At 44.7% G+C, this 15,371-nt stretch carries 15 protein-coding genes; 12 read left to right on the forward strand and 3 right to left on the reverse strand.

Features of this window, described 5'->3' with window-relative positions:
• Nucleotides 1-92 precede the first annotated feature (92 nt).
• The 4 genes from H735_RS03200 (at nt 93) to H735_RS03215 (ending at nt 3,792) form a co-directional block, all read left to right on the forward strand.
• Entirely contained in the window at nt 93-1,424 is a 1,332-nt protein-coding gene (locus H735_RS03200) for a metal-dependent hydrolase family protein (RefSeq protein WP_020196868.1), read from the forward strand.
• 79 nt (nt 1,425-1,503) lie between these two features.
• Nucleotides 1,504-2,136 carry a DUF3299 domain-containing protein gene (locus H735_RS03205; RefSeq protein ID WP_009705370.1) on the forward strand — a complete coding sequence of 211 codons (633 nt, stop codon included), beginning with the start codon at nt 1,504-1,506 and terminating at the stop codon, nt 2,134-2,136.
• A 111-nt stretch (nt 2,137-2,247) separates the two neighbouring features.
• Complete coding sequence (locus H735_RS03210) at nt 2,248-3,474, forward strand: carbohydrate porin (protein WP_020196869.1); 1,227 nt, start codon at nt 2,248-2,250, stop codon at nt 3,472-3,474.
• Nucleotides 3,475-3,573: 99 nt separating this feature from the next.
• A complete protein-coding gene (locus H735_RS03215) occupies nt 3,574-3,792 on the forward strand; it encodes a DUF6500 family protein (RefSeq protein ID WP_005446898.1) in 219 nt (72 codons plus the stop codon).
• 66 nt (nt 3,793-3,858) lie between these two features.
• On the opposite strand, the gene H735_RS03220 is transcribed toward H735_RS03215, so the two are convergent.
• Complete coding sequence (locus tag H735_RS03220) at nt 3,859-5,562, reverse strand: FAD-dependent oxidoreductase (RefSeq protein ID WP_020196870.1); 1,704 nt, start codon at nt 5,560-5,562, stop codon at nt 3,859-3,861.
• Between the two features lie 151 nt (nt 5,563-5,713).
• Between H735_RS03220 and H735_RS03225 the strand changes: the two genes are divergently transcribed.
• The 3 genes from H735_RS03225 to H735_RS03235 are packed head-to-tail and all read left to right on the forward strand — an operon-like array spanning nt 5,714 to nt 6,890.
• On the forward strand, nt 5,714-6,007 hold the full coding sequence (locus tag H735_RS03225) for an ArsR/SmtB family transcription factor (protein WP_005435229.1): 294 nt from the start codon (nt 5,714-5,716) through the stop codon (nt 6,005-6,007).
• 26 nt (nt 6,008-6,033) lie between these two features.
• Complete coding sequence (locus tag H735_RS03230; protein ID WP_020196871.1) at nt 6,034-6,435, forward strand: YeeE/YedE family protein; 402 nt, start codon at nt 6,034-6,036, stop codon at nt 6,433-6,435.
• 14 nt (nt 6,436-6,449) lie between these two features.
• The gene (locus tag H735_RS03235) at nt 6,450-6,890 is read left to right on the forward strand and encodes a YeeE/YedE family protein (protein WP_020196872.1); all 441 of its coding nucleotides are present in this window, start codon (nt 6,450-6,452) and stop codon (nt 6,888-6,890) included.
• On the opposite strand, the gene H735_RS03240 is transcribed toward H735_RS03235, so the two are convergent.
• The gene (locus tag H735_RS03240) at nt 6,887-7,753 is read right to left on the reverse strand and encodes an endonuclease/exonuclease/phosphatase family protein (RefSeq protein ID WP_020196873.1); all 867 of its coding nucleotides are present in this window, start codon (nt 7,751-7,753) and stop codon (nt 6,887-6,889) included. The two genes, H735_RS03235 and H735_RS03240, sit on opposite strands and share 4 nt — an antisense overlap.
• Before the next feature lie 308 nt (nt 7,754-8,061).
• On the opposite strand from H735_RS03240, the gene nrdD reads away from it, so the two are divergent.
• Entirely contained in the window at nt 8,062-10,182 is a 2,121-nt protein-coding gene (nrdD, locus tag H735_RS03245) for an anaerobic ribonucleoside-triphosphate reductase (protein WP_005435223.1), read from the forward strand.
• 85 nt (nt 10,183-10,267) lie between these two features.
• The gene (gene nrdG, locus H735_RS03250) at nt 10,268-10,738 is read left to right on the forward strand and encodes an anaerobic ribonucleoside-triphosphate reductase-activating protein (RefSeq protein ID WP_005435220.1); all 471 of its coding nucleotides are present in this window, start codon (nt 10,268-10,270) and stop codon (nt 10,736-10,738) included.
• A 146-nt stretch (nt 10,739-10,884) separates the two neighbouring features.
• Here nrdG and H735_RS03255 read toward each other — a convergent pair whose 3' ends face one another.
• On the reverse strand, nt 10,885-12,270 hold the full coding sequence (locus H735_RS03255) for an MATE family efflux transporter (protein WP_020196874.1): 1,386 nt from the start codon (nt 12,268-12,270) through the stop codon (nt 10,885-10,887).
• A 155-nt stretch (nt 12,271-12,425) separates the two neighbouring features.
• Here H735_RS03255 and H735_RS03260 point away from each other — a divergent pair, with 155 nt between their 5' ends.
• From H735_RS03260 to H735_RS03270, 3 genes are all read left to right on the forward strand, one after another.
• Nucleotides 12,426-13,283 (forward strand): AraC family transcriptional regulator, encoded by an 858-nt coding sequence (locus H735_RS03260; RefSeq protein ID WP_020196875.1) that lies wholly within the window; start codon nt 12,426-12,428, stop codon nt 13,281-13,283.
• Nucleotides 13,284-13,438: 155 nt separating this feature from the next.
• Nucleotides 13,439-14,626 (forward strand): amino acid aminotransferase, encoded by a 1,188-nt coding sequence (locus H735_RS03265; protein ID WP_027726762.1) that lies wholly within the window; start codon nt 13,439-13,441, stop codon nt 14,624-14,626.
• Between the two features lie 12 nt (nt 14,627-14,638).
• The gene (locus H735_RS03270; protein WP_009705382.1) at nt 14,639-15,316 is read left to right on the forward strand and encodes a putative ATP-dependent zinc protease; all 678 of its coding nucleotides are present in this window, start codon (nt 14,639-14,641) and stop codon (nt 15,314-15,316) included.
• Nucleotides 15,317-15,371: the final 55 nt, after the last annotated feature.

Genomic DNA, 15,371 nt, shown 5'->3' on the forward strand with positions numbered 1-15,371 from the left:
GATCACTGAAATAGACGCCCTCATAACGCCGCTGTTTAAACAGGGAGGTTATAGGAAATGGACCCCAACTATCCAAAAACATAGGTGTAATAATGACAATTTCTAAGAAGAACCTTTCTTTAGTTGCGCTATCTTGTGCGTTCGCCCTCAATGCCAATGCAGCCTCAACGCTGTTTACCAACGTCGATGTTTTTAATGGCACGGATGAAAAGCTACTGCAAAACCAGAACGTATTGGTTGTCGATAACTTAATCAAAGAGATTTCGGCTAAACCGATAAAAACCGACAAGCAAACCACGACGATTAACGGTGAAGGCTTAACCATGATTCCTGGTTTGATCGACATGCATTCCCACATGTGTATTCAGGAAGGCATGTTGGTAGGTCGAGATGGTTACGATCAAATGGCAATGGGGGCTCGTGCCCACGTTTCCATGATGCAGTACCTCGACCAAGGTTTTACCACAGCTCGTGACGCTGGCTGTAACATTCTTGGTATGGCAAAAGCCATCAACAATGGTTTGCTAGAAGGCCCGCGACTATTCCCTGCGGGCGGTTTCTTGAGTCAAACCGGTGGTCACGCAGATACCGGCAGCTTCAATGATGTACCAGGACGCGTTGACGATCTCGAACGTCACGGCTTTGGCTATATCGTCGATGGTGAAACAGAGGCTCGTCGTGCTGCGCGTCAGAACCTACGTTCTGGGGCAACTCAAATCAAGATCATGGCTGGCGGCGGTGTTGCAAGTGAGTTTGACCCAATCCATATGACGCAATTCTCCAAAGAAGAAATGGAAGCGATTGTGGGTGTAGCGGAAGATTATGGCACTTATGTCATGGCACACGCCTATCATGACCGTTCGGTTAATCGTGCCATTGATGCTGGAGTGAAAGTTATCGAGCATAACTTCCTTATCTCTGAGGAAACCATCAAGCGAATGAAAGAGAAGGGTGTGGCACTTTCTGCGCAAGCGGTGATGTCTCTCGAAGCCTTTGCAGAACCAGAAAAGATCACCTTCTTTAGTCCAGATCAAAAAGCCAAAGCGACCAAAGTAAACGAAGGCGCAAAACAGATGTTTGAGTGGGCGCGTAAATACGACCTGTTGATTGTGACCGGCGGCGATATGTTTGGTCCGGCTTACAATACACGCCAAGCAGACAATATGGTTTGGATGGAGAAAGTCGGATTTACCCCGTATCAAATCATGAAGATGGGTACATCAAACGCAGCAGAAGTGCTTAGTTGGTCGGGTGGTATGAATCCATATAAATACGGCAAATTGGGTGTCGTAGAGCCTGGCGCGTATGCTGATGTGGTGCTGGTGGACGGAAATCCTCTGGAGGACATCACAGTTCTTAACGATTACCAAGATAAATTCAAAGTAATTATGAAAGACGGCAAGATCCACAAGAACACCTTGTAGTAAACTCTGCAATCAGTTTGGGGACATACGTTGTCCCCAAATTTTTCTCTAAAAGACAAAGAACTATTCAAGGGAACGTATGAAGAAGTACCTATTGGCTGGCTTAGTTTTGCTGGCTTCATCAAATGTATCCGCCGATCAATTAAGCTGGGAGCAATTGCTGCCGGTGAATGTTCCTCAGATTGAAGACCCATTTGTAAAACTCACAGACCAACAACTTTTTGAACTGGGCTCTCTTGCAAGATATCGCGATTCTCAAAATCTTAATGAGCAGCAAAAGCAAACCATGAAAGAATTGGAAGACAGTTTAAAAGCTGACGACTTAGACATTGAGTGGTTGTTCAAAAAGCGCAACGAAATTACTGAACATCGTCGTATGTTGGCATCAATGCCAAACACAACGCTAACAGAGGAAACTTATGAAATTCCTGGCTTTGTTACGCCAGTAGAATTTAACAATGACGTTGTCACAAAATTCTTCCTTGTTCCAACCATGGGCGCATGTATCCATACACCTCCGCCACCTGCAAACCAGATTGTATTGGTTGATTATCCAAAAGGTTTGAAACTGACTTCTCTTTACGAACCAATTTGGGTGAAAGGGGATCTGCATGTGAAAAAGACCAAAGCAGACGTTTCATACTCTGATGGTGCTGCGAACGTAGAAACTATCTACCAAATGGATGAGGTTTCTATCCGACCTTATCGATAAGAGTACATATCGAAAATACATAAAAGCAGTGAGCTGTCGCTTAATGGCAATTTTCAAAACTCTGAATCATTAAAATCTCTTTCTAGAAATCAATTTAATGAGAACCCAGACATGAAAGTAACTGTTCCAAAGCTTAGTTTTATCGCTCTTTCACTTGTAATGGCATCATCGGTTAACGCGGCGAACTTTGGTAGCCCTGATACGGTGGACAATACTATTGCAGAAAATGCTCGAGAAAAACGCTCATGGCGTGAGTCATTAGCTGAGGAACACAATGTTACTTTCGGTCTGGACTATCAATTCCTTGGTCTAACTGCCTCAGACCCTCAAAGTGGTGGTGAAGATACAGCAAGCGCTGGTGTTGCTCGCTTTTATGGTAGTTGGAATCTTGTTGGGCTTGAATCTGGCAATACGGGCGGATTGGTTTGGAAAGTCGAACACCGACATGCTTATAGCGATTTGTCACCGAAAGAATTTAGCTTTATCGGTAATGGGTTAGGTTACGCAGGGATGATTGGTCCAGCATACAGTGATCAAGGGGCTCGTCTAACCAACCTATATTGGAAGCAAAAGCTCAACGGTGGCAAAACTTCCTTCATGGTGGGTTTCCTAGATACTACTGACTACGTCGATGCCTATGCATTAGCAAGCCCTTGGACCGGATTTACTAACCTTGCATTCAGCACTGGTGGAGGCTCGATTGGTCTACCGGATGATGGGATTCTAGGCTTAGCCGTCGGTCACATGCTGACTGATAACTTTTATATGGTTGCAGGCGTCGCAGATGGTAAAGGGCGTTCAGATGAGCCATTTGATGGCTTCGATACCTTATTCAACGATCATAAACTGTTTACTACGTTCGAGTTGGGTTGGACGGCCTCACAAGACCAAATCTATACCGATAATGTTCACCTAACCGCTTGGCATTTGGATGGCGACACGCAACACAACCTAACGAATAAAGACAGCGGGCAGGGTATTAACTTTTCAGCAAGTTATTTTGCTACAGAGCAATTGATGCCATTTGTTCGCGGCGGCTTTTCGGAAGGTGATGTCGCGCTTTATGATCGCTCCCTAACGGTGGGGATTGGTTACTTTGGTTTAGGTAAGCCAACCAACAACCTAGGCTTCGCAGTTAACTGGAGCCATGTTAACGATAACCTAGAGCACGCTTATGGTGTAGATGACTCTGAACAGTTCACTGCCGAGCTTTACTACAACATGCAGTTGAATGATTACATTCAAATCACACCGGATATTCAGTACATCAAAGACCCAGCATTTTCGAACAAAAGCAGCACTTGGGTATTAGGTCTTCGTGCGAGAATATTCATCTAGATGATTATGTTTATTTGCCTTACCAAGAATAACTGTATATAAATACAGTTATTCTTGTTTTGGGTTAATTTTGCTATCGCAAAGAGAAAGGGAAAGGCAATGAACATCGCGTTAAGAGACAAAATCATTCAGGTGTGTAAGAAGAAAATAGAGCAGAAAGGCGACAATGTTGGCGTGTCCTTTTATGCCTTTTTCGCTAATAAGAATGATAATCCTGAGTTATTGATGGAAGCGGCGACTTGGTGGATTCAAACTCATCAACTCGATCACTTCGAAAAAGCGACCAAGATTATTCAATTAGTTGAATCCGAAATGTAGAAAGGGGCACATTACGTGCCCCTTTTTTATTTTCAGCCCTAAACCTTAGATTTTTAGAATCAGAGATTAAGCTTTTGCGAACTTGTAAGTACGGTAACCGCCAAGCAGGTTACGCGCTTTAAACCCTGAGTTGACCAGTTGACGATAGGCGACATTACCGCGCAAACCGACCTGACAGTAAATCACGATCTCTTTGTCTTTCGGCAGTTCATTCATACGTTGGCGAAGTTGGTCTACAGGAATATTGATCGCGCCTTCAATGAAGCCTACAGATTCCAATTCTCCCGGATTACGAACATCGAGCAGAACTTGGTTTTCTGAAAGGTTGTCAATCTCATCAAAATGAATTGCTGTTGCGTCGCCTTTAATGATGTTGTTCGCAACGAACGCCGCTTGGTTAATCACATCTTTCGCTGAGCCATACGGTGGCGCGTAAGTGAGTTCAAGGTGTTGCAGTTGTTCTACCGTCATACTTGCACGCTGAGCAACTGCCATTACGTCGATGCGTTTATCAACGCCATCTTTACCTACTGCTTGTGCACCTAAAATCTTTCCGGTTGCTGGATCAAACAACATTTTGAACGACACAGTTTCTGCGCCAGGGTAGTAGCTCGCGTGGCTTGCTGTGTGGACATACACTTTTTCATAAGCGATGTTTTCACGTTTAAGCTGCTTCTCGTTTTTACCAGTAGAAGCGACGGCTAAATCAAAGATCTTACAGATCGCCGTACCTTGTGTACCTTGATAAGTTTCTTGGCGACCAAGCATGTTGTCTGCTGCCATACGACCTTGACGGTTTGCCGGACCTGCCAACGGAACAAGTGTTTGTTCGCCAGTGACAAAGTCTTTCTCTTCAACCGCATCACCAACGGCATAAATAGAAGGATCGCTGCTCTGCATGTACTCGTTGGTGTAAATACCGCCTAGAGCACCAATTTGAAGACCGGCTTCTTGTGCGAGTTTTGTCTCAGGGCGAACACCGATCGCCATGATCAGGATATCGGTATCAAGTTGATCACCATTGTTTAGAGACAGTGTCAGCTTTCCTTGAAGGTGTTGGTGCGTGTCATCTTCACCCGCTTCAGTGTTCGCGATAGATTGGTTCGCCACATATTCAACAGAAGATAGAGCAACGCCTAAACGTAGGTCGATACCTTTCTCTCGGATTTCAGCATGAGCAAAACCAGCCATTTCTCGGTCAACGGGCGTCATCACTTGATCCGCCATTTCAACCAATGTGGTTTTTACGCCAAGCTGGTGGAAGGCTTCCATCATTTCCAAACCGATAAAACCACCGCCAACGACCGTAGCGTGTTCAACTTTGTTGGTTTCGATCGTCTTAATGATGCGATCCATATCTGGAATATTGCGCAGCGAGTGCGTTAACGGGTTATCAATACCCGGAATAGGCGGCACTACTGGACCTGCACCAGGGCTAAGTAGAAGAAAGTCGTAGCTCTCTTGGTATTCAGAGCCATCAAGTAGATTCTTAACCGTAACCGTTTTATCTTGGCGGTTAATTGAAACCACTTCGTTCATCACACGAACATCAACATTGAAACGCGCTAAGAAGCTCTCAGGCGTTTGAAGAAGCAGTTTGCTGCGTTCTTGGATATCGCCACCAATGTGGTACGGCAAGCCACAGTTTGCAAATGACACAAATGGACCGCGTTCAAACATAATGATTTCTGCGTCTTCACTAAGACGACGAGCGCGAGCTGCTGCAGATGCACCGCCAGCAACACCACCAATAATCACGATTTTGCTCATGGATTTCTCCTACTGAATGATCGAAAACGCCTACACCTTACTCAAATAAATTAGCCATGTCTAATGTTAATTTAACTACATTAGCATTGACTTAATAATATTAATTAGTAATATCTAATAAAACTTAACGTATTGATGAAGGGGCATAAGAATGGGCGACAGTATGCTACAAAGCGCGACCGAAGCGAGTGAGCTACTTAAAATTATGGCTCATCCGGAGCGCTTAATCGTGATGTGCAAGCTAATTGAAGGTGAAAAAGGGGTCGGTGAACTGTTTGAAGGCTCAACATTAAGCCAATCAGCCTTTTCACAACACCTCACCGTATTGAGAAAACACGACATCATCAAAGCTCGAAAGGTGTCTCAGCAGGTGTTTTATTCGATTTCTGATGGGAGAGTCGCTCCGCTGATCGAAGCGTTTAACCAAGTTTTCTGTAAGCAATAATTCAAAACTTTATACGGGTGATTGTTATGTTTGAAGTTCCTTGGATGTCGCTTTTGGGCGGCGTAATGGTTGGCGCATCAGCGGTAACATTGATGCTCTTCACTGGTAAGACAGCGGGAATCAGCGGGATATTAAATGGCGCTGTTGAGAATACAGATCGCGTTTGGCGAATTGTGTTCTTAATTGCGATGGCATTAGGCGGTGTGTTTGCTGTTTATGCCCTTGGCGGACACGTACCAACTGAGTACAGCGGTTCTCTTGGTTTGGTTGTCGTCGCTGGTTTGCTTGTCGGAGTCGGTACACGTATTGGTAATGGTTGTACAAGTGGTCATGGTATTTGCGGAATGGGGCGTTTCTCTGTCCGTTCTGTTGTCGCGACGTGTACTTTTATGGCAACAGCCATGTTAACCGTCTTGCTAGTCTCGTAAGGAATAGTGTCGTAATGAAAACCCACGTAATGAAAAGTATTAAGCAAATTTCCATCGTTGCATTTTCTGGTGTGCTTTTTGGTATTGGTATGGTGATTTCCGGTATGGCTGATCCGGCCAAAGTTATCGGCTTTCTCGATATTACCGGTTCATGGGACCCAAGCTTAGCCTTCGTTATGGGCGGAGCACTTGCGGTGTTCATTCCTGCTTATCTTTTATTAATAAAGCCAAGAAGCAAATCTGTGTTTGGTGATGAGATTGTCTGTCCGACTTCTAACACGATAGACAAAAAGCTAGTTGGTGGTGCAGCACTGTTTGGTATTGGTTGGGGCTTATTGGGTGTGTGTCCTGGTCCTGCGGTTGCCAGCCTTTTTACTGGCAACGTACAAGTTCTGCTCTTTATAGCGGCAATGTTGGTTGGGTCATTCACCGCTAAAAGAGTGGTTCGTGGCTAATAAAAAGAGAGCATCGTAGATACCGGGCAATGATCACTCAGTTTGTAGTCGAGCACATCTTGTGTTTTGAAAATGGTTTGAACACCAGACGACGCCTTTAAATCACCACTCACAATAATGTGGTCTATCACCGAGCGGAATTGGTGGGTTTTATTCGGATTACGATTAGAACGCACTTTACATTCCGCGTTGGTATTTTTGGTCACTAACTTAGCATCGGTATTGTCCGATAGCACTTCCCATAACCAATCTCCTCGATACCCCAAATTGTGATTAAAGTCGCCAAGCACCACATATTGTTGTTTGTTGTCTTCGCGCGCTTTTATCCACTTAGCTAGTGCCTGTCCTTGTTGTTTCAATATCTTACAGTCTCGGTTATTGCGATATGCGCCACTGCAACCCGCTTTTAGATGCACAGAGAGTAGGTGAGTCTCGTTGTCTTGGTTTGGATTCAAAACAAGGTAGCTGGCGAAGCGGAGCTTGCTGCTGCCTCGTGTGATAGAAAAGTCTGGTTTGTCTAATACGTTTACGCCATTACGCACCGCGAAACCTGTGTATTGATTGGTATCGTTGAACTGAAGATGTCGATTAGAAGCGTCCGCACGATCAGACAGATAAATAGTGAAGTCATTGCCAACGGCTTTTTGGATGGCAGCAGCACTTTCGACTTCTTGAAAAGCAAGAATGTCGGCTTGTGTTTTATCCACATAGTGGGTCAGTTTTTCAAAATCTTGTGGTGTTCTCGAAACTTTTCCACCATCTATAGATAACCATTCAATATTCCAACTGGTTAAGTTGATGGAATTTTGAGCGAATGAAAGAGAACTAAAAAGTAATATCGTCGTAACAAAAAGTGATCGCATTTTGGTCTGTTGCACTCCTATTATTTAGCGCATTCCTTTCCATCCTTTATCCTATAAGACCTCGAAAAAAAGCAAGTGGATTTCGCTCCAATTTTGCAATTTTCACAGTTTTCTTCGCAACTGAGATCAACGCCAATAAGATCGATTTGTTCTTGTTCGCTACCCATTTTTTATTGATCAAAATCAATGTTTTCAATTGGTGCTTCTCGTTAAATACGCCACAATATATTGTGTCATCAGAATAAGAAATAACCCCATATAGTGTATTTGTGGATAAGTCTGTGAGTATTTTGGGGTAAGGAGAAAAAGTGAAACCAATCGTAATCAAGCGTGACGGCTCAAGAGCTCCGTTCAACAGGGATCGTATTCAAGCAGCAGTAGAAGCAGCAGCGGAAAACAAGGACAAAGATGTCGCCATTTATGCACTAAATGTTGCTCTGGCAGTTGAGTTACAGCTTCAGGATCACGATGAAGTTCACATCCATGAGATTCAAGACTTAGTCGAGAATGAACTCATGCAAGGTCCTTACAAAGCCCTAGCACGTTCTTACATCGAATACCGCCACGATCGCGACATCGCTCGTGAAAAGCAAAGCGCACTAACTCGCGAAATCGAAGGTCTGATTGAAGAAAGCAACCTAGACCTAATCAACGAGAACGCGAACAAAGACGGTAAAGTAATCCCGACTCAACGTGACTTGTTGGCTGGTATCGTAGCGAAACACTACGCGAAGACACACATCCTTCCTCGCGATGTGGTTCAAGCGCACGAAGTAGGTGACATTCACTACCACGATTTGGATTACGCTCCGTTCTTCCCAATGTTTAACTGTATGCTTATCGATCTTAAAGGCATGCTAACGCACGGCTTTAAAATGGGTAACGCTGAGATTGATACGCCTAAATCAATTTCGACGGCAACTGCAGTAACGGCACAGATCATTGCTCAGGTAGCGAGCCACATTTACGGCGGCACAACCATCAACCGTATTGATGAAGTTCTAGAACCGTACGTAATCACAAGCTACGAGAAACACCTAGAGATCGCAAAAGAGTGGAACATTGCTGAGCCAGAAGAGTTCGCAAAAGCACGCACAGAGAAAGAGTGTTACGACGCGTTCCAATCTCTAGAATACGAAGTAAACACGCTACACACGGCGAACGGTCAAACACCATTCGTTACGTTTGGTTTTGGTCTTGGTACTAGCTGGGCATCACGCCTTATCCAGAAATCGATTCTGAAGAACCGAATTGCAGGTCTAGGTAAGAACCGTAAAACGGCGGTATTCCCTAAACTGGTATTCGGTATCAAAGATGGTCTGAACCACAAATCAGAAGATCCAAACTACGACATCAAGCAACTTGCGCTTGAGTGTGCGTCTAAGCGTATGTACCCAGACATTCTTAACTACGACAAAGTAGTAGAAGTAACGGGTTCATTCAAAACGCCAATGGGCTGTCGTAGCTTCCTTGGTACTTACGAAGAAAACGGCGAGTTGATTCACGAAGGTCGTAACAACCTTGGCGTAGTGAGCTTGAACCTTCCTCGTATCGCTATCCGTGCAAACGGCAGTGAAGAGAAATTCTACGAGCTTCTAAACGACCGTCTACGTCTTGCTCGTAAAGCGCTAGAAACACGTATCACTCGTCTAGAAAACGTGAAAGCACGCGTTGCTCCGATCCTTTACATGGAAGGTGCGTGTGGTGTTCGCCTGAAAGCTGACGACTCAATCGCAGATATCTTCAAGAACGGTCGTGCGTCTATTTCTCTTGGTTACATCGGTGTACACGAGACAATCAATGCGCTATTCGGTACAGAAGCGCACGTTTATGATGATGCTGTTCTGCGTGAAAAAGCAGTAGCAATCATCAAGCACTTGAAAGACACAGTAAACGGTTGGGCAGAAGATACCGGTTACGGTTTCAGCCTATACGCAACGCCGAGTGAAAACCTATGTAGCCGCTTCTGCCGTATCGACGCGAAAGAGTTCGGCGTTATTGAAGGCGTAACAGACAAAGGTTACTACACCAACAGCTTCCACTTAGATGTTGAGAAGAAGGTGAACCCATACGACAAGATTGACTTCGAGATGCCTTACCCAGAAATCTCAAGCGGCGGCTTTATCTGTTACGGCGAGTTCCCGAACATGCAACGTAACGTTGAAGCACTAGAAAACGTGTGGGACTACAGTTACACCCGCGTACCTTACTACGGTACAAACACGCCAATTGATGAGTGTTACGAGTGTGGCTACAACGGTGAATTTGACTGTACAAGTAAAGGCTTCACTTGCCCAAGCTGTGGCAACCATGACTCAACCAAAGTGTCAGTGACACGTCGTGTTTGTGGCTACCTAGGCAGTCCAGATGCACGTCCGTTTAACTTCGGTAAGCAAGAAGAAGTGAAGCGTCGAGTTAAGCACCTGTAAGGTTCACTTAAGCTCAAACCCAATAATGAGAATCAACCTGTCGTGGGTTGATTTTCTTTTCTAGCCAGCAAAACAAGGCACGATTATGAACTACCACCAATACTATCCAATTGACGTTGTTAACGGACCAGGTACACGCTGCACGCTGTTTGTGTCGGGCTGTGTACACCAGTGCCGCGGCTGTTATAACCAGTCGACGCAACGCTTGGATTCTGGTGTGTTTTTCACGCAAGAAGCAGAAGACAAAATCATTGCAGACCTAAACGACACGCGTATCAAACGCCGTGGTTTATCTCTGTCTGGTGGTGATCCTTTGCATCCAGCTAACGTGCCGCACATTCTTAAGCTTGTAAAACGCGTAAGAGAAGAGTGCCCAGGCAAAGATATTTGGGTTTGGACAGGTTACACGCTTGAAGAGCTCGACGATGCGCAGCGTGAAGTGACGCAATACATCGACACATTAATCGATGGTAAATACGAGCAAGATAAACGAGACCTCAACCTTGAATGGCGAGGCAGCTCGAATCAAATTATCCATCGATTCACTGAGCTTTAAGCGTTCCAACTCAAGAAAAGCCAATATAAAAAGGGCACATTCGGATATTTCGAATGTGCCCTTTTGGTGTGAGTTCTTTTAAAGCTTTGATTGATGAAATCGTTCGGTGTGAGGCTTGACTCAACAACTATAGCACAACGTTATAGTTACGCTGTCACACTAGAGTCATCATCAACCATGTTATTAATCCATCGCTTAGACTGAATTCGGTGAGTCGTTAGAATGCCTTTTACTAATTCTTCGACCAGTAGAGACATCAACACCCAATGCAGTGGTAAACCTAACACCATTCCAGTGTAGTAGGTAAGCGGTATACCAATCGCCCATTGACCAAACGTGTCGATGAAAATGCTATAGCGAATATCAGCGCCACTCTTTAATACACCCCCAATACCAACCATATTAAACACGCGCAGTATCATGCCTAATGCGAGTACCAAACATACATTTAACGCCATTTGTTTGTCTGTGAGCGGGCTCATCTCTAACAAATTCAAAATCAAAGGCGAGCAAATCCATACGACAAAGAACAAAATGGTTGCCAATACTGCGCTCGTTAATACATACCACCACGCAGTTTTCTCTACACGGTCATATTGTTGGGCTCCAATGTCATTCCCAAGCAGTACAGAAGCGGCAACAGCGAATCCCATAAAGGTTGAAATCAATACACCTTCAATTGGTGATAGGAACGAGATAATTGCCAGTTCTGTTACGCCCAATTGGCCGTAAATGATGCTGTAGACAATCAAGCCGCCAGTCCACAACGCATCGTGGATCAGCATTGGCATAGAAACTTTGAAATATTTGTTTCGATACTTCTTCACTGTGCCTTCACGCCAATCTGAAAGAGTAGGGAGCAAATGTGAATACCGACGGCAAAAGAAGTAAACCAGCACCGTAGTTTGGAAAAAGCGCGAAATAAAAGTACCGACTGCAGCCCCAAATACACCCCATTGCGGAAAACCGAGTAAGCCAAAGATCAAAACCGCATTGAGGAAAACGTTCACGACGATAGCGGCAATACTGACGTAAGTCGGCATCTTTGCCTCACCGACGGATCTCAACACCGACTCAATAGGAACGACAACTGCTGTGCCTATCAAACTCAAACCTGTGACGACTAAGTATTCTCTCGCATAGCCAACATACTCAGGATCGTCCGCCATAAAAGAGACGATTTCTTTGTCATAAACCACATACAGCCAGATGAATGGCAAAGTCACTACCAGCGAAATAAACCAAGATTGCGCTAACGTTCTGCGTATGCCAGAGAGGTTTCCAGAGCCATAATATTGAGAGGCTAAAACTGTTACTGCACCACACAACCCAAACACCACGGCGAGATTAAAGAAAAAGATTCGGTTACCAACGCCAACCGCTGCTGTCGCAGACTCACCTAACTGACTCACCATAAAAATATCGATGGCACCGAGTAACGAAAACAGCATGGATTGCAGTGACACAGGTACACCGATCGCAATCAGTTTTTTCCAAAATGCTTTGTCTATGTATTGACGTGTTAAGAGCATCGCATTTCTCCTCTAAGAACAATGCGAGTAGTTTATCCGTATGATTTGGCGGTGTATTTTTCAAAGACATCCAAAAGTTTTGTCAAACTATCCAGTCTTTATCGATGCTTTGATAAAACGCGTTTGCCTTGAGTGCATTTGTGAGTTGTCGTCCCATGGAAGAAAAACAAGAACGCTACGCTATTTCAGATAAGACCTATCAAGAATTTGTCGATCACACTCGAGTACTTGCCCTCGAAGAAAGAGGGATCGTCCAATGCGGCATAGCGACTTGCCGAGATTTCTTTTCGGTTTATCGCAAAAACCAGAAGAAACACATGTTGCTGTATACGGTTCGTGGAAAAGGCTGGTTAGAGAGCGGAGCTTGTCGTTATGAACTTGAGCCAGGGTCGTTAGTGATCGTGCCAGCAGGCATTGAAAATGGCTTTGGGATGGAAGACGAAACATGGCAAATCGCATGGGTGTTTCTTTCCCAATATAAAGAGTGGGAAATGGTGAATGACGATATCGACTATCAACTAACCCCTGCGCCAGAGGTGATGTATTCGTGTATTCAAACCCTATTACGCAGTATCAATTTGCCTATAGATTATGGTGGTGAAGTAGGGGCGCATAGCGTTGCTCAGCTAGAGCTTATGTTAAACATGCCGAACTCTGACGCCCTTTCGAGAAACCAATTAAAACTGCGTCGTGTATTCGATTTGGTTCAACGACAGCTCCATAAAGATTGGACAGTAGAGCAACTTGCCGCACTTTATCCTTGTTCGGAGCCTCACTTACATCGCCTGACGCAACAGCAGTTTGGTCGAAGCCCAATGGCACACTTAACTCGTATGCGAATGGAATACGCAGCCCGTTTACTGAGGTCGACTGAGTGGTCCATTCAACATATTGGTGAAATAGTTGGTTATCCAACTGGGGCAAACTTTAGTACTCGGTTCAAGGCATGGTCGTCAATGACCCCTCGTGAGTTCAGAAAAAATGGCAAACTCGATATCAATTACGATGAGTGAATCGTTCTTTTTGTGACCGATTGAGTTCATAAAATTCCGCAGTCACCAGAATTTTGTACTCTAATTGGCGAAATGAGTAAAAAATCATTTCGCCATTGTTAGCGAAAGTGTTACCGTGAGGTTCGATACTTGAATTTCAAAGGGTTATGACTTTCATGTTTTCTAATCTACCAACTCCCGTATTAGATCCCATTTTGTCTCTTTCCGTCGCATATCGCGGCGACGAACGTCCAAACAAGGTTGACCTTGGTATTGGCGTATACAAAAACAGCGCTGGTGAAACGCCAATCATGAAAGCCATTCAAATGGCACAAGAAGTGGTTGTCGAAAACCAGAAGACCAAGTCTTACGTTGGCCTTGCTGGCTGTGAAGAATTCAACCAAAGCATGATCGATTTGCTTCTGACTGGCACGTCAGCAACAGATCGCGTGGCTGCGATTCAAACGCCTGGTGCGAGTGGTGCGTTGCGTATGCTGGGTGACCTAATGAAGGTTGCACAACCAGATACAACGGTTTGGATTTCAAACCCAAGCTACGTAAACCACAAGCCAGTGATGGAAGCGGCTGGGCTTAAAGTAAAGTTCTACCATTACTTCTCTCCAGAAACCAAGCAAGTTGATACTGCAAAAATGCTAGAAGACCTTTCTAAAGCTGGTCCTTCTGACGTGGTTCTTCTTCATGGTTGCTGCCACAACCCAACGGGTGCAGACATCGACTTCTCTGCATGGCAAGCGATTACAGAGCTTTCGCAAAAGAACGGTTTTACTCCGTTTGTAGATATTGCTTACCAAGGTTTTGGTGACGGTCTAGAAGAAGACGCAAAAGGTCTTCGTTTTATGGCCGACAATGTTGAAGAGATGCTTATCACAACTTCATGTTCGAAGAACTTTGGCCTGTACCGAGAGCGTACTGGTGCAGCGATTGTAATCGGTAAAAATGCAAAAGATGTGGCGAATGCGAAAGGCAAACTGCTTACGTTAGCGCGTTCAACATACACTATGCCGCCAGATCACGGTGCAGCATTAGTGAAAACCATTCTTCAAGATGCAAATCTTACTTCCGTTTGGAAACAAGAATTGAACGAAATGCAGCAACGCTTGCTAAACCTTCGTCAAACTTTGTGTAACGAATTGAGAAACAACCATAATACAGATCAATTTGATTTCATTGAGAGCCACAAAGGCATGTTTACTGTGCTAGGCTTTAGTGAAAACCAAATGGCGCAACTGCGTGAAGATTATGGCATTTATGGTGTCGGTGATGGTCGTATCAACATCGCTGGTTTAACCGAGACTCATATTCCTTACGTTGCTGACGCTATCCAAAAAGTATCTCAACGTTAATTGGGAGAGTTAATGAAGAACTGGAAACTGATTCTGCCGCTAATGATGAGCGGCGGTCTTATCGCTTGTACGTCGACACCGACGACCACTGAGCCCGTTGAGCCAGAAACACCAGTCGTTGAGCAACCGGTTGAAACACCGGATGTGAAACCTGAAGTAGAACCGAAACCTGAGGTTAAGCCGGAACAAAAACCGGAAACTAAGCCTGAGAAGAAACCAGAACCAAAGCCAGAAAAGCCAGCTAAGGTACAAAAAACACCTGATGGTATGTTGATTCTGGGTGCTGAAGAGTGGGTCCACATTCCAGCTATCAACCAGACGTTCAAAGGTCGTGTTGATACCGGCGCAACGACATCATCGATCAGTGCGACTGAAGTGGTTCCATTTGAGCGTGATGGCAAAGACTGGGTTCAGTTCAAAATCGACATCAATGGTAAGGCGAGCAAAGAGTTCAAACTGCCTGTTGAGCGTTGGGCCAAGATTCGTCAATCTTCATCTGAAGACGTAGATAAGCGTCCCGTCGTTTTAGCTTACATCCAAGTAGGTGACTTGAAAGAGCAAACCGAGTTTACGTTAACAGAACGTGGTCACATGAAGTTCCCAATTTTGTTAGGTCGTAGCTTCTTCCGTGATGTAGCCGTTGTGGATGTATCTAAGAAATACGTTCAGAACAAACCAAGCGGCAAATAACTCACTGTTAAGCGCTCGCTTAGCGTAATAACAAAAAAGCCTCTCAATCGAGAGG

Source organism: Vibrio owensii CAIM 1854 = LMG 25443, from assembly GCF_000817815.1.
GTDB lineage: Bacteria > Pseudomonadota > Gammaproteobacteria > Enterobacterales > Vibrionaceae > Vibrio > Vibrio owensii.

Coding starts and splice junctions, on each gene's coding strand:
- H735_RS03200 (WP_020196868.1), top strand. CDS start 93: ATGACAATTTCTAAGAAGAACCTTTCTTTAGTTGCGCTATCTTGTGCG.
- H735_RS03205 (WP_009705370.1), top strand. CDS start 1,504: ATGAAGAAGTACCTATTGGCTGGCTTAGTTTTGCTGGCTTCATCAAAT.
- H735_RS03210 (WP_020196869.1), top strand. CDS start 2,248: ATGAAAGTAACTGTTCCAAAGCTTAGTTTTATCGCTCTTTCACTTGTA.
- H735_RS03215 (WP_005446898.1), top strand. CDS start 3,574: ATGAACATCGCGTTAAGAGACAAAATCATTCAGGTGTGTAAGAAGAAA.
- H735_RS03220 (WP_020196870.1), bottom strand. CDS start 5,562: ATGAGCAAAATCGTGATTATTGGTGGTGTTGCTGGCGGTGCATCTGCA.
- H735_RS03225 (WP_005435229.1), top strand. CDS start 5,714: ATGGGCGACAGTATGCTACAAAGCGCGACCGAAGCGAGTGAGCTACTT.
- H735_RS03230 (WP_020196871.1), top strand. CDS start 6,034: ATGTTTGAAGTTCCTTGGATGTCGCTTTTGGGCGGCGTAATGGTTGGC.
- H735_RS03235 (WP_020196872.1), top strand. CDS start 6,450: ATGAAAACCCACGTAATGAAAAGTATTAAGCAAATTTCCATCGTTGCA.
- H735_RS03240 (WP_020196873.1), bottom strand. CDS start 7,753: ATGCGATCACTTTTTGTTACGACGATATTACTTTTTAGTTCTCTTTCA.
- nrdG (WP_005435220.1), top strand. CDS start 10,268: ATGAACTACCACCAATACTATCCAATTGACGTTGTTAACGGACCAGGT.
- H735_RS03255 (WP_020196874.1), bottom strand. CDS start 12,270: ATGCTCTTAACACGTCAATACATAGACAAAGCATTTTGGAAAAAACTG.
- H735_RS03260 (WP_020196875.1), top strand. CDS start 12,426: ATGGAAGAAAAACAAGAACGCTACGCTATTTCAGATAAGACCTATCAA.
- H735_RS03265 (WP_027726762.1), top strand. CDS start 13,439: ATGTTTTCTAATCTACCAACTCCCGTATTAGATCCCATTTTGTCTCTT.
- H735_RS03270 (WP_009705382.1), top strand. CDS start 14,639: ATGAAGAACTGGAAACTGATTCTGCCGCTAATGATGAGCGGCGGTCTT.